The organism is Haloparvum sedimenti (assembly GCF_001462205.1).
Lineage (GTDB): Archaea > Halobacteriota > Halobacteria > Halobacteriales > Haloferacaceae > Haloparvum > Haloparvum sedimenti.
The window spans coordinates 6,521-21,250 of the sequence record NZ_LKIR01000121.1 but is presented as its reverse complement, the minus strand read 5'-3'; the positions used below and the strand labels follow the sequence as shown (position 1 = coordinate 21,250).

Below are 14,730 nucleotides of genomic sequence, written 5' to 3'. Positions count from 1 at the left end.
CGTATGAGCTGGAAGGACGCCGCCGAACCGGTACTCACGCGGATGCCGACAGTCCGGCGTCCCGAGGGCCACGTTCCGTTCAAACGGAAGCTGCTGTGGACCGCCGGGATCCTGATGGTGTACTTCTTCCTCACCAACATCAACCCGTTCGGGCTGGCGGCGGGCCAGAGCAGCGACTTCTTCGGCCAGTTCCGCTCGATCCTGGCCGGGGAGTCCGGCTCGCTGCTGCAGGTGGGGATCGGACCCATCGTCACGGCGTCCATCGTGCTGCAGCTGCTCGGCGGCGCCAACCTGCTCGGGCTGGACACGAGCGACCCGCGCGACCAGGTGCTCTACCAGGGGCTCCAGAAGCTGTTGGTGTTCATCGTCACGGGCCTGACGGCCGCGCCGATGGTGTTCTCCGGCGGCTTCCTGCCGGTTGACCAGTCGGTCGCGAGCGCGCTCGGCGTGAGCGTCTTCGCCGTCCAGGTGCTGATCTTCGCCCAGATATTCGTCGGCGGCGTGCTCATCCTGTTCATGGACGAGATCGTGAGCAAGTGGGGCGTCGGATCCGGCGTTGGGCTGTTCATCATCGCGGCGGTGAGCCAGCAGCTCGTCGGCGGTTTCTTCAGCTTCTCGGCGCTCGGCCAGTCGGGCTTTTTCGCCCGCTGGGTCGCGATCATCACCGGCAACGAGGAGATCGGATCGCCGTTCACTGCGGACGGTCTCCAGAGCCTCCTCTTCGAGCCCGGGAGTCTGCTGGCGCTGTTCACGACGATCTTCATCTTCGGTGTCGTCGTCTACGCGGAGTCGGTCCGCGTGGAGATCCCACTGTCGCACGCCCGCGTGAAGGGCGCACGGGGTCGATTCCCGGTGAAGCTCATCTACGCGTCCGTCCTGCCGATGATCCTCGTTCGCGCGCTGCAAGCGAACGTCCAGTTCCTCGGTCAGATCCTCAACTCCCAGTGGGCGGCGATGCCGACGTGGCTCGGCGCGTACAACGACCAGGGGACCCCCATCTCGGGGTTCTTCTACTACGTCGCGCCGATCCAACAGCCCGGCCAGTGGATGTGGTTCCTCGGTGAGACGACCGCGGAGCCGTGGATGATCGCCGTCCGCGTCGCCATCGACCTGACGGTGATGGTCGTCGGCGGCGCCATCTTCGCCATCTTCTGGGTGGAGACGACGGACATGGGTCCGGAGGCGACCGCGAAACAGATCCAGAACTCGGGGATGCAGATCCCCGGCTTCCGGCGCAACCCGCAGGTCGTCGAGAAGGTCATGGAGCGGTACATCCCGCAGGTGACCGTCATCGGCGGCGCCCTCGTGGGCCTGCTCGCGGTCATGGCGAACATGCTCGGCACCGTCGGCGGCGTCTCCGGTACGGGCCTGCTGCTCGCGGTCTCCATCACGTACAAGCTGTACGAGGAGATCGCCGAGGAGCAGCTCATGGAGATGCACCCGATGATGCGCCAGATGTTCGGCAACGAGTAGCGCGCTCGCGGCGAACGCGTCCGCGGTCCGGCGGCCCCTCGTTTTTTATCGCTTCACCGCCCGAGCGTCTCGCGAATCGCCCGTCGCTCCAGCCACAGCACCGCACAGAACAGCGCGGTCGCCGCGACCGCGGTCGCGGCGATCAGCGCTCGGCCGCCGACGGTCTCGGACGACCGCGCGACGACGCGGACGGGCCAGTAGTCGGTCACCTCGAGCAGGAACCCGGCCGAGAGGCCGCCGACGAGGACCTGCCAGCGCGCGACCGTCCGGTGTTCGGTGTGGAACAGGAGGAACGTCGCGGCGACGAGCAGCGACAGGACGCCGCCGAACAGGACGCCGGCGTCGACCCCGGTCGCGAGCGGCACCGCCGCGCGCATCGACGCGAGGGTGACCACGCCCCCGAAAGCGACGACGGAGGCCGTGATGCCGACGACGCCGCCGTTCCAGACGTACCCGAGACACGCGGCGACCACGATCAGGAGGCCGACCGCTGCGAGGGTGCGCTGCGGTCCGCTCCCGAGGCCGACGAGACCGGCCGCGTCGAGCGCCGCGAGCGCGAGGGCCGACCAGACGAGTACGCAGCCCGCGAGCCCGGCGAGCGTGATCGGGTTGTGAATCGCTTGGTACTCCAGCTCGGCGCCGCCAAGGCTGAACGAGGGGTCGTCTGTCGCGCGCGCCGACGTGATCCGCGTGTGGATCAGGAATCCCGCGGTCGCCGCCACGACGAGCGCGGTGAGCGCGTGGATCGAGCTCGCGACGCTCGAATATCCGCCGATTACCCAGGCGACGACGGGGACGGCTGCGAGGGGTGCGTAGGCGGCTCGCGCGGCCTCGACTGGCGTTCGCGCCAGCACGAGACTCGGTGCCACGATGCCGACGACGCCGACCGCAGCGCCGCCCACGAGGAACGCTTCTACGGGGTACCCTCCGACGACGATATCGACGCCGGCGAGCGTGGCCGCGCTGACGAGGAGACAGCAGACGGCCGCGATCAGACACGCGGCGGTCTGGCGGGATCGGCTGAACCACTGCGACCGTCGGAGGCGGGGCCGGACGCCGGTCGAGGGGGTCAGCGACCGCCCGCCAGGCGACCAGGTGACCGGCGGCGCACGCATCCGATCCGTCCCTCGGTAGCGGAACCGCCGTCCGACCTCACGCAGGCGGTCGGCGGTCGACGAGCGATCCGACTGCGCCGCTGCGGACGTATCACCGGAACCGTCGGTATCGGCCGGTCCGTCCCGCCCGTTCCCGTTACGTTCGGCGTAGATCGCGGGGTCGTACCCGCGGAGGCGGAGCCGTGCTCGTCGGCTCACGCCCCGCCAGCGGACGTTCGCGTTTCCCACCTCCCGGCTCGCGCGCCCTGCCAGCACCTCGGCACGTCCGAGCATGGAGCGACAGTAGGTTCGGACCCGGCCCGCGGTCGACCGCTCGCTGCGGGCGGCGACCTCCGCCCACACGTCGCCGGTCTCGATCCCGAGCGCGGCCGCGTGTTTGGCGTAGAAATCGAGGCTCGCGTGCCGCTCCATCGCCAGGAGGAACTCCTCTCCGTCGACGGTTCGCACGCCGAGCCGCTCCGCGATCTCTTCGGCGTCGGCGGCGAACTCGCCGCTCGTGACGATCATGCACTCGTCGGCGTCGATCTGCGTATGAATGCCGTAGTACTCCTGTACCTCGGTCCGCGTCACGTCGTTGCCGGCGCGGGGGTCGTAGCGTTTGACTTGGATGGCGATCGTCTTTCCGCCCGGACCACGCTTCCGGGCGATAACGTCGATCTTCCGGTCGTTGCTCCCTTGTCGAACGACCGTTGTGTACCCCATCTCCTCCCAGAGGTCGCCCACCACGTGTTCGAACGTCCGCCAGTCCATCCGCTCGATCCGCCTCAGCGCGATTCGAGGAAACCCCCCCGATGCGACGGGGCGTCGCCCCGCAGCGGGACGGTCACTCCCGGAGGTCATCGAGCCTCACCCGGCAGAGTCCCGCAAGCCGTTCCAGTCGCTCCTGTTCGTCGTCGAACCCCTTTCGGTCGGCCACGTCGATCCCCTTCTCGGCGGCCGACAGCGCCGACTCGTACTTATCGACCGCCGTGTCGATCCGGTCGACGGTCATGTTGGACTCGGCCTCCTCGATCAACCCCTCGAGGCGTTCGGTGTTCGCGATCAGCCTGACGCGGCCCGCCTCGCGCCGCAACGCATCGACGCGCTCGTCCCGTTCGTCGGCGTGTGCTTCCTCCTCCAGTCGCTCCATGAGCGCCGACATCTCCTCGCTGACCCCTTCGGGATCTTCGGTCACGCGCTCGGCCGCGTCGTCGATCGCGGCCTCCGCGGCGTCCAGCCGCGCGGTCGTCTCCCGACCGCGAGTCCACTCGAGACCGGTCTCGATCCGATCGATCGCCGACGAGAGGTCGTGCTCGCGCGCCACCGACAGCGCTTGTTCGTACTCCTTGGCCGCGGACGCGAACGCGTCTTCGGCGTCGCGGTACTCCCCGTCCTCCCGGAGCGCGCTTCCGCGGTCGGCGGTCTCGGCCGCGCTCCCGGTCGACTCCCGTATCCGCACGACGGCCCGACGCTTCTCGGCCTCCCGAAGCGCGTCCTCCGCGTCCTCGATCTCCTCGCGGAGTCGCTCGGCGATTTCCTCCTCGTCGCGGGCCTCGGCGATCTCCAGCGCGCGGGCGTACGCGTCCCGGCTCTCGCGTCGTTTCGTCACGCTCCGTTCGGCGGCCGCGGGCGATTCCTTCGCCTCAACCTCCGAGGACGCGGCCGCCTCCGCGGCGGCCTGTGCCGTCTCGATCAGCTCCTTGAGCTCCGGCTCGGCGGCCTCGTCGGCTTCGCGCGCCCGGACGAACGCTTCCGCGTACCGGTCTGATTCGAGCGCGCTCCTCGCGGACTCGAGCTTGTCGGTCGCTCGCTCCCGGTCGGCCCCGGGGGCGGGATCCTCGACGACCATCGCCGCGGTCTCGATGGCGTTCTCCGCGTTCCGTTGCGCCGCCCGGAGCACGCCCTGCGCGTGTTGGCGGGCTTTCGTGTACTCGCCCGCCTCCAGCGCTTCGCCGCTGACCTCCAGCTTCCGTCGCGGGATCTCCCACTTCTCGGGGTCCGGATCGCCGTCGACGAGGTCGTCGAGACGGTCGAGAACCTCCTCCGCCCGCTGTTTGGCCTGCTCCGCGTCCCGTCTGGACCACTCCTCCGAGTGGTCGCCGCGAGACCGCAGAGTGTACAGGAAGAGGACGGCACCCGCGAGGCCGAGGAGCAGGGTGAACACGAGCACGGCCAAGAAGAGGTCCGGGACGGCGGGGATAACGCTCTGTCCGACCGGCAGCAGTGCCGCCGGCCGATCGCCCACGGTCACGGTGACCGCCGAGGTCCGGCCGCCGAGCGTGAATGCGGTGTGCGAGGTCATCGTCTGAGTCGGGAGTTCGTGTCGGCTCGACCGCTCTCCGGCGTCGACCTATTCTGACGCGTCCCCACCGGGCGCTTCGACCGCTTCGGGAACCGGCCTCGCCACGACCGCCCCCGAGAGGGCGAGCACGGGGCCGATGCCCGCGAGGCCGACGGTGAGCACGACCGCCGCCGCGGTCAGGACGACGCCGACGGCGACGCCGGCTCCGAACGTGGCCAGCGTCTTTCTGTCGGGGAATCCGACCGACGGAACGACCGCCGAAAGCTTCGACGACACGCCACCCAGCCTCCCGCCGGAGGCGCTTGCGTTCGTCTTCAGCGCTTCCGTCTTCTCGTGAAGCGCCTCCTGGATCTCCTCGTACTCCCCGTTCGGAAGCGCTCCGGTCGCGTGTAGGCTCCGCGCCTGTTCGAACTGGTCTTTCGCCGCGATGAGCTGTGCGATCTGGGGATCGAACTCCGAGCCCGAGAGGAACTGGTTGAAGCTCTCGAGCCCCTGGTTCGTGTCCACGTTGTCGCCGGTGTCGGCGACGTAGTTCTCCAGCGAGGTTCCGATGTCGTCGATCACGACGGCGGCGTACTCGTCGGCGATCTCGGCTCGGATCCCGGCGACCTCCTCGACGAGGTCCAACCGCGTCTCCTCGGCGAGGCTCTCCCGCCGTTCTCTGAGCACCTGCGGGTTCCTGATGTACTCCTGTTCGACCGTCTCGCCGGTTTCCTGAAGGAGCCGCTCGAACTGGAACAGCGCCACCAGTCGCTCGCTCGTGTCGAGGTCCTCCTCCTGGAAGTCCTCGAGCAGGTCGCGGAACGTCCCCTCCTGGAGCTCGGTCTCGAGGTCACGGCGTTCCTCGATCAGCTCCTTGAGTACCGCCAACAGCTGCTCGCGTAGCTGCTTCTCCTCGTCGGGATGCAACAGGTCGTCCGTGCGGAACTCCTCGACGAACTCGCGGAGACGGTCCGGCACTGCCGACCCGCCTCGACGCGTCGAGCCCTCCAGCAGGGCCTTCGTCGCTTCGAGCGTCTCGAGGTCCTCCCGCACCCGGTCGAGGTCCGACTCGTACCTGTTGAGTCCCGCGACGGCGTCCATGACCACGCCCTCGAACTGCTCGGCCACGGCGTCGCGGTACTCCGCTTTCGCCCGGTCGATGGCGTCCGCGAGCGTGGACTCGAAGTGCTCGTTCTTGAGCGTCCGCCGCTGCTCGTCCGTGAGGATCGTGCGCTTGCGACGGTTTCGAACCTGCTCGAGGTCGTCGGTGATCCGGTCGTACAGCGACGCGACCGACGTCTCGTGTCGCTGATCGACCTCGACGGCCACCGCTTGCCAGCTCGTCGAGTGGTTCCCTCCCTTCTCGGTCCAGAAGGAGTGAATGCGGTCGAGGATCTCCAGCCTCGTTCGCGCGGAGATCCCGGAATGGTCGAGCAGCTCCTCGACCGCCGACTCGAGGTCCGAGGCGAGCCGGTCCTTCTCCTCGCGCCGGATCTCCGCCTGCCGGTCCTCGATGCGCGACCGGATCTCGGCTCTAGCCTCGCGGATGTCCTCCACGTCGAGGACGCCGCTCTCGGCGTCGTCCAGCTCGTCCACGACGGAGACGATCGGGGCGAAGCGGCGCTCGTCGAGGCGGTCGCGGTCGCCGTTGACGTATTGACGGAGCGCTTCGAGCCGCTCGAAGGTGGTCTGCTCCCCGAGCTCGGTCCGCATCGCGGGAACGACGCGATCGAGTTCGTCCTCGACGCGCTCGACGTCAGCCTCGCGCTTGTCTCGCTCGATCCGGTCCAGCTCCGATGCGATGCGCTCGTCCAGCTCCGCGCGGATCTCCGACTTCCGGTTCTGGGTGATGACCTCGTCCTGGTTGAGCCGCGCGACGAGGGTCGCGAACTTCCGGACGGCCGGGTCGTCGATCTCGCGGTTCGGGTCGAGCGTGCACTGCTGTTTCGCGGTCCAGAGCCGCTCGTACACCGCGTCGATCGGCTCGTTCCCGCTCCGCTGTTCGATCTCGTCGAGCTGCGCCTCCAGCTGTTCTTTCAGCGTGGTCTCGCGGCTCGCCCTGAGCTGCGCGACGCGGTCCTCGACCCGGCCGAGGAACTCCGACCGGAGGTCGCGCCGCTCGTCGTCGGTGAACACGTCCGCCGACTCCACGTCGTCGACGACCGAGGCGAAGCGCGTCAGTAGGTCCGAGTCGCGGTCGACGCTCTCGTCCCTCTCCACGGTCCGGCGGATCGACGACACGAGGTCGTCGTCGCGGACGTCCGCGAGTTCGACCTGTTCCAGACAGCGGTCGAACCGGTCGAGGAACTGCGACCGCTTGTGCTCTTTCAGCGCCTCGAGGGTCTCCGTGAGCTCCGCTTCCACCTCGCTCCGGATCTCGTCGCGTTCCCGGGCCGGAAGCGCGGTGTTCGCCTCGAGTTCCCGAAGCCGGTCGACGATCCGGTGTGCCGGCTTCGGGCACGACTCCGGAACCGACTCCCGATGTCCGTCGAACACGTCGAGCAGCGCCTCGATCGAGTGCGTGACGGTCGTGATCGTGTTGCTCGTCAGGTCGTCGGTCGCGGCGTCGAACTCTCCACGCACTCGCTCCGGGAGCTCGTCCTCCAGGCGGTCGCGCTCCTCGGCGAGCCGCTCGAGCACGCGGTCGCGAACGCCCACTTTGGCTTCGGCGTCGAGCATTCGCGGGTCGGGGAGCTCGCCCGTCCGGCCCTCGTGTTGGAGTCCGGTCACCGTCTCGGCGACGCGCTCGGCCGCGTCGGAACGGACCTCGACCGACTGCGGGTCGTCGGTCCACAGCGACGAGAGGTACGTCTCGAGGGCCGTCAGGTCCTGATGGAGCTGCCACGCGCTCAGCTCGTCGGTCGCCGACAGCTTCTCGACCGCGTCGAGCGCTCGGCTCTCGTAGTCCTGTCTGACGAGCTCCTCGATGTCGTCCTGTTTGCTCCGGAGCGCCGCCTCCGTGCCCTCCGTCAGCGGCGTGAGCCCCTCGTACTCGCCCGGGGCCAACACGAGGTCGACCGACTGGACCGGGCCGATACGTCCCCCGCTGCTCACGCCGATCGAGGGGGTCTCCCCCGACCGGCGGGCGTAGTACCCCAGCGCCGTCGCGGCCGCCCGGTAGCCCGCCACACCGAAATCGAGGTCCGTCCCCTCCTCGAGTAGTTGGTCGATCGCGAGCCGCTTTCGGAGGTCGACGCCGAGGTCGTCCAGCGAGGGATCCTGCAGCTCGACGGTCCACCACGCGAGGTTGAACCGGTCGCGGTCGCGAAGGAGCGTCCACTCGTGGTCGCCGGTCGGGTCGTCGTCGTCCGCGAGCGCCCGAAGCCGGTCGAGAAGCCCCGCGATGAGGTTCTCCCCGTCTTCGCCGACGTACTCGGCGTGGTAGTGGTTCGGTCGCGAGCCGCTGACGCGTGCGCGGACGTAGGCGACGACGCGGTTCGACGCCGGGTCGAGGAACAGGTCGACCGAGTTGTTGATGTGGGCGGCGAGGCGTCCCTCCGCGCGGACCTCCGTCTCCGCTTCCGGCTCGATCTGGTTCCCCTGCGTTCCGTAGATGGTGAGCGTGCCCATGCGTCGATCAGGAGCTGATGATCGACTCGAGCACGTTCTCGACGCCGACCGGCTGGATGTTCCCTTGTTTGTCCGGCTTGGGCTGGAGCTCCCCGTCCCGTTCCTCCGTGATGAAGTAGACCGGGTGGATCGTCGAGGCGTTGACCATCCGCGCGAGCCCTTTGACCTGGAGGTCACCCAACAGTTGCTCGGCGACGTACTCGCGGAAGCTCTCGAACCGCTTGGCGCTCGACTCGGGCCGTGCCTGATGGCCCTTCTCCTCCTGCCACTCCTCGATGAAGAAGTCCGCCTTCGAGGCGACGAGCACCACGTCGTCGATGTCGACGTTCTCGACGATGTCCGAGAAATCTTCGACGTGCATGTTGGCCGAGGACGCGCCGGGCGGCACGTGGCCGTGGAACCGCTCCGAGTCGAGCAGGAACACGAGCTTGTCCGACTCCTTGACGTTGTTCTCGACCCGCTTTATCACCTTGTCCTGTGCGGAGACGGGCTCGCGGTTCACGCTCGCGGTGGGACCGGCGTCCTCGTCGGTCGCTTCCGCCTCGTCGGCCTCCCCGTCCTCGGACTCGTCGCCTTCGGCGTCCGCAGCGGTCGACGCGGCCTCCGACGCGTCGCCGGACGGCTCCTCGGCGCTCGCGTCCGGTTCCTCGTCCGGATCGACCGTCGAGGCGTCGGGGTCGACGGTCGATGTATCGGAGTCGACCGTCGAAGTATCGGCGTCGACGGACGACCCGGTGTCCTCCACGGTCGTCGCCTCCGCATCTCCGTTGGTCGCCGAGGCGTCCGCCTCGACCGTGTCCACGTCGCTCGTGGCACCGTCGTCCGACGCGCTTCGATCGCCTTCGTCGCGTGCCGTCTCGTCCGCTTCGGCGTCCGTTTCTCCCTCGGTGCCCGGCCCCTCCTCGTCGGCGTCCGTCTCGTCCCGACTGAACCGACGGTCGAGCACCTTGTTGGCCTGGATCTCGTCATCGTCGCCGGTCGCATTCTCCGGAAGCGGCACCGTGACCTCGTCCGATTCCTCTTCGTCCTCGTCCGGCGACCCGCCGTCGGTGACCGTGCGCTCGCCGGAGAGGTTCTCGCTCACGTCGGGGAGGATCTCGCCGGGGTGGTCGAGCATGTTCACCTCGATCCGCGAGGGGTTCAGCCGCGACCGCGCGATGAACTCGAAGCGGAGCGGGACCGCCTCGTCGGGGAGCGTGTTCGCGATGTCCCACCGGAGGTCCTCGCCGGCGTTGTTGTACTCGTTGACCAGCGATCGGATTCCCTTGCTCCGTCCCTCGAGGTCGTACTTGTCCTCGTTGTTCAGCACCTCGAGGAACAGCGCGAGCGCGAAGTAGGTCTTCCCCGACTGCTTGGGACCCATGACCTCGAAGGAGGTCGTGTTCGGGTCGGCGCCCTCGCTCTCCCCGGTCGGGTCGAGTGTGATGAACCCGTGGAGGAAGTAGAAGAAGACCAGCGACGCGACGACGTACGCCGCCGAGAAGGAGTACGTCTCCAGGCCCGGCGGGCTGACGACGAGGTACAGCCCGTTGCCGACGACCACCGCGAGGACCGTGACGGCGACGAGCGCGAGCGAGGCGACGCGGAACTGCGCGGCCTCGTCGTCATCGCGGACCGCGTTGCCGACCGAGCTCTTTTCGAAGTTCACCAGCCGGAGCTCCCCCTCGAGACCGAGCGCGTCGGAGCGGGCGGCCTCGACCACGACGCCCAGAAGCACCCCGGCCGCCAGCGCGGCCGCGTTCAGCGGCGTGACTCCGAGCCCGAGGCCGCCGATCGTCAGTCCCCCGACGAGCACCACGAGTCCCGACAGCAGCAGGAGCCCCTGGTACCGCTTTCGGTAATCGTTCGAGTAGAGGGCCAACAGGCCGAGGTAGACCCCGAAGCCGAACGAGAGCAGCGCCTCGACGCCGGTCACGCCGTCGGGAACGAACGGGACGATCGTCAGGTACCGCGCCAGCAGGTATCCCCCGCCCAGCCACATGTTGTAGAACAGGTGGGCGAGAACGGGCGTCGTCAGCAAGATACCGCCGAGGTACCAGGCGAAGTCGCGACGCTCCTGCGGGTTCATGTCTCTCCTCCGGCGCTTCGATGCGGTCCGCACACCGAAACACCGTCACTTCGCGGGCGTCCCCACACCGACAGCCCCACGCCTCCGGCGCGTTCCGAAGCAGCACGATCGGCTGCTTCCGCCCCGGCGGACGGTCGTGTCCCTAACATGTGTATAGTCTGCGTAAATCTGTGAACTGACAAAAGGGTTATGAAGGTCGCATATCTGATACGTGCCTCGTCGAGGACCTCGCCCGGCCCGAACAGGATCGGCGGCGACATCGGCGGTAGGCCGTGCCTTCCCGCAATCCGTGAGTGGACTGTTCGCGTCCGTCCGCCGACGCACTCACCGTCCGCGCTCCCGGATTCAGTGGCAGTATCCCCGTTCTAATCGGGTTTTATATGTGATGAGAAACATGGCATCTGTTATGCCACGGTGCAGTACTCCTGACAGATTGATCGGGATCGGTGGTGGGGGGAGTCGGGTGGTCTATCGCTTCATGCAGCAGGACTGGATCCTCGACGAGGTGATGAAGACCGACGAGTACAACGAGCCGGAACCGGCGACGTTGCGGGCGACGGTCATCGACTCCGCGACCGACGACAAGTTCCACGCGGACCGGTCCTCGGTCGTCGAGGAGAAGGTCGAGAACGCCTACAAGGGGACCGACTACCTGCCCCATGACGGCTTCGTCGAGTTCGACGGGCCGCACCTGATAAGCGAGATGGTCCCGGACACCTGGCTCGCCGAGTCGCTCACGGCGCCGCCGGCGGTGCGGAACCTCTGTGAGGACCAGGGGCTCACCAGCTGGTGGCTCGAGCAGGGACGCGAGCCGCTCTCGAAGGTGAACGATCAGGGCTTCTCCGGCGGCGTGCTCCGCCGCCGCTCCGTGAGCAAGCTGCTGTTCCACGTCGCCGAGTACACCGACAACAGCGTGGTGCCCGGCGGCAACGGCGAGGAGCAGGTCTACATTGTCGCCGCGCTCGGCGGCGGAACCGGCTCCGGCATGGCGCTCGACCTCGCCAGCGAACTGCAGGAGGGAGACAAACAGGTCCACCTCTTCGGCGTGCTCCCCCACGACGGGGCGGGCGGCCTCGAGAAGACCAACGCGCACGCCGCGCTCTCGGAGCTGGAGTACGCCCACCTCACCGGCGAGGGCCCCTTCGAGACGATCACGCTCATTCCCCACCTCGAGGAGCTCGAGGACAACAACCACGACTTCGAGATGGGGGTCGTCCGCTCGATCCTCGCCCATCAGAACGGGGTCCGGAGCGGCAACTTCACCACCTACATCACGCCGACGACCGGCATCGCGACCAACCCGCCGCGGTACACGCCGTTCACGCTCGCGGCCCCGTACACGATCAAGTACGACCTCGAGATGCGGGAGGCGGCGGAGAACGCGGTCGGAGAGATGCTCGACGCGAAGGAGTCCGAACTCGAGAACGAGGCGGACCTCTACGAGGTGATCGAGCAGTACCTCGAGGAGATGTTCCCCGACTCGGCCGGCGCGGAGTTCCGCGGCGGCGGTCTCGGGAGCCTCGACACGGAGTGGGGTCGCGACGCCGCCTATCAGCTCCGCAGTCGGATCGAGGACGACATCCGCGGCACCCTGCTCGAACAGGAGGCGCTCGAGCTGGCCGACCTGGGCGACCTCGTCGACGAGATCAAGGAGACGATCGACACGGCCCCGATGGTGCGGCCGCCGGACGCGGACGGGGACGCCGACGACGACGGCGAGAGCGTCGACCCGATGGCGGAGGCGGTCGACTTCGTCAACGACGTGCCGGGGATCATTCGCGACCGGCTGGAGAACACGCCCGAGTTCACCGAGATCAGCCCGGACGACGAACTCCGGTACGACCTCGTCGAGATCCTCAAGGCGGAGCTGACGAACATCGAGACGCGGGCGCGGATCTGGCGGGCGGCGTCGGCGATCACGCCCGAACACACTGACCTCGACAAGGGCGAGGCCGAGGTCGTCAGGACGGCGATCCGCGAGGTCATCATGGACCCGGACACGGAGCTGCTGATGGACCGGTTCCAGGACCCGAGCCTCGAGAGCATGATCGACGGCTGGCGGAGCCAGCGCGAGTCGCTCCGGACCACCGTCGGCGAGCTGTCCGAGTTCCACGAGACCGTGGCGGGCGACCTCACGAAGCGGGCCAACGAGTGGAACGAGACCGCCTACGACGACGCGAAGGCCCTCGCGGCGATCAACGAACACGAGGAGAGCGTCGTCGAGGCGATCGACGACCTCGTCGACGAGGTCGAGAACGCGGTCGAGAAGGTCGAGAGCGCCTCCACGGAGGACGGCGTCGACGCGGTGACGCTCGACGGGATCGGCCCGCTCGACGGGATGGAGATCGAGGGCGTCGCCCCGCTCAACGACAAGCTCGACGAGATCGGCGTCGGCGAGATCGACGTCGCGGAGATCAAGCGCGGCTTCGGCTTCGTCAAGTCCGCGAAGAAGCACAAGCTGAACCACGGGACCGGTTTCCTCGGCATCGGTCGCGGCGACGACCGCTCGGACGAGTTCGAGACGAACGTCACCTCCGCCCGCGAGACCGGCTGGTTCGAGATCAACCCGAACAGCCCCGACCCGTCCGTCGAGGAGACGTTCAGCTGTCGGTTCACGAGCGACCGCCTCCGGCGCGAGTCCGAGATCGAGACGAAACGCGACGAGCTGATCGACTCGCTCGTCGATGCGTTCGAGTCGGCGTTCAGCGAGGGCGGGGAGTTCGTCTCTCACAGCCTCACCTACACGACGGACGGTCGCGGTGCGGAGTCGAAGACCATCTCCCTCCCGCAGGGGCTCGACGCGGCCGACACCAAGACCACCGTCTCGAAGGCGCTGCGCAACACCGACGCCGAGGACCCCGGCACGCTGCTCAAGGGCGTCCTCTCGCTGGACGCGGTCGATACGCAGGACCCGAGCTCCGTCTCGGACGACTTCGAGACGGCGACGACGCGCACGCTCGTGGAGGCGTACCTCGGTCCGATCGCGAAAGAGCACGCGAAGTCCGGCGACCAGCTGGCGAAGCTCACCGGCGAGAACGACGAGGCGCCCGGCCTCATCCAGCGGTTCGAGCTTCTCCGCGGTCTCTCGCGTGGCAGCGTCGAGCTCAGCGACGTGGAGCTTCCCAAGGCCCACGAGTACGACCAGGGTCGCGAGACGTACGGTCGCGACTTCGCCCGCAACTACCGCGGTCACTACGAGGTCGAACTCGAGGGAAGCGTCGGCCGGTCCGACGGCAACGACCATCCGTACGTGTTCCACGACGAGGCCAAGCAGGAACACGTCGCGGGGGCCCACGACATCGCGGAATCCGACATTCTCGAAGCGAACGAGGACCGGATCGTTCGGGAGCTCGTCAACTCGGTCCGCAGCCTCCTGAACGGGGACGACGGCCGCGCCCCGATCAACGACCTCAGCCCGACCGCGAAGGGACAGGAGGTCGAGCCCAACTTCGGGAACATCCGGGTCAACCCCGTCTACCTCTCCCGTGCCTACGAGGAGGAGGATACGATGACCGAGCAGTACACGGCGGTTAGGGAGGCCTTCGAGAACGAGGTCGAGATCGTGAACAACGACATGTACAACGTGGGTCGCCACAGCGCCGGCGACCGCGACGAGATCACGATGGTGACGTTCATCGGCGGGCTGTTCCTGGACAACCTCAAGCTGGTCACCAAGGGGAACGGCTACAAGGACCTCTACGAGGAGAGCGCGAGCGGCGGCTTCATCCCCGCACACCACACGATCGGCGTCGGCGGGATGTGGGACCGCTGGAGCACGATGCACGAGTGGGCCACCGCGGACGGCGAGCCGCACGAGGGCGCCGACTTCGGCGCCTTCGTCGCCCGCGACACGGTCCGTAACGTGGACCAGGAGTTCATGTCCGAGGTGATGATCGCGGACCAGTCCGACGACGGCGTCGACCCGCGGGATATCTTCCTCGACATGTTGACGACGGGGACCTACGAGAGCAGCATCGACATCACTCAGACGGCGACCGAGGCCGACGACTGAGGCGAGCGTTCCGCCACCATGTCTCAGTCAAAGGACGCCTTCGAGCTAGCCGCCGTCGTCGGGTCGTTCGTCCTGCTCGCCCTGTCCACGCGACCGATAGTGACGGCTGCGGACCGCGTCTGGACCGACGAGGGGCTCATCTACGGGCTCACGTCGGTGCTGGGGGGACCGTTCGGCGGCAACCTCGACGTGCCGGTGCTCCTGGTCTGTGGTCTGCTCGCCGGATGGC

Annotated in this window: 7 protein-coding genes; 3 read left to right on the top strand and 4 right to left on the bottom strand. The window is 68.1% G+C overall.

Annotation, left to right across the window (positions count from 1 at the left end; translation table 11 throughout):
* The first annotated feature begins 3 nt into the window (after positions 1 to 3).
* Positions 4 to 1,473 carry a preprotein translocase subunit SecY gene (gene secY, locus AN233_RS07330; protein ID WP_058366146.1) on the top strand — a complete coding sequence of 490 codons (1,470 nt, stop codon included), beginning with the start codon at positions 4 to 6 and terminating at the stop codon, positions 1,471 to 1,473.
* 53 nt (positions 1,474 to 1,526) lie between these two features.
* On the opposite strand, the gene AN233_RS07325 is transcribed toward secY, so the two are convergent.
* The 4 genes from AN233_RS07325 to AN233_RS07310 form a co-directional block, all read right to left on the bottom strand.
* Complete coding sequence (locus tag AN233_RS07325; RefSeq protein WP_058366145.1) at positions 1,527 to 3,338, bottom strand: restriction endonuclease; 1,812 nt, start codon at positions 3,336 to 3,338, stop codon at positions 1,527 to 1,529.
* Between the two features lie 73 nt (positions 3,339 to 3,411).
* Positions 3,412 to 4,869 (bottom strand): hypothetical protein, encoded by a 1,458-nt coding sequence (locus tag AN233_RS07320; protein ID WP_058366144.1) that lies wholly within the window; start codon positions 4,867 to 4,869, stop codon positions 3,412 to 3,414.
* 48 nt (positions 4,870 to 4,917) lie between these two features.
* A complete protein-coding gene (locus AN233_RS07315; RefSeq protein ID WP_058366143.1) occupies positions 4,918 to 8,421 on the bottom strand; it encodes a hypothetical protein in 3,504 nt (1,167 codons plus the stop codon).
* 7 nt (positions 8,422 to 8,428) lie between these two features.
* Entirely contained in the window at positions 8,429 to 10,489 is a 2,061-nt protein-coding gene (locus AN233_RS07310) for a hypothetical protein (protein ID WP_058366142.1), read from the bottom strand.
* A 463-nt stretch (positions 10,490 to 10,952) separates the two neighbouring features.
* Between AN233_RS07310 and AN233_RS07305 the strand changes: the two genes are divergently transcribed.
* Both AN233_RS07305 and AN233_RS17695 read left to right on the top strand, forming a co-directional pair.
* The gene (locus tag AN233_RS07305) at positions 10,953 to 14,501 is read left to right on the top strand and encodes a hypothetical protein (RefSeq protein ID WP_058366141.1); all 3,549 of its coding nucleotides are present in this window, start codon (positions 10,953 to 10,955) and stop codon (positions 14,499 to 14,501) included.
* 18 nt (positions 14,502 to 14,519) lie between these two features.
* Positions 14,520 to 14,730: hypothetical protein (locus AN233_RS17695; protein WP_218055073.1), on the top strand; the 211-nt coding region annotated here is incomplete at its 3' end.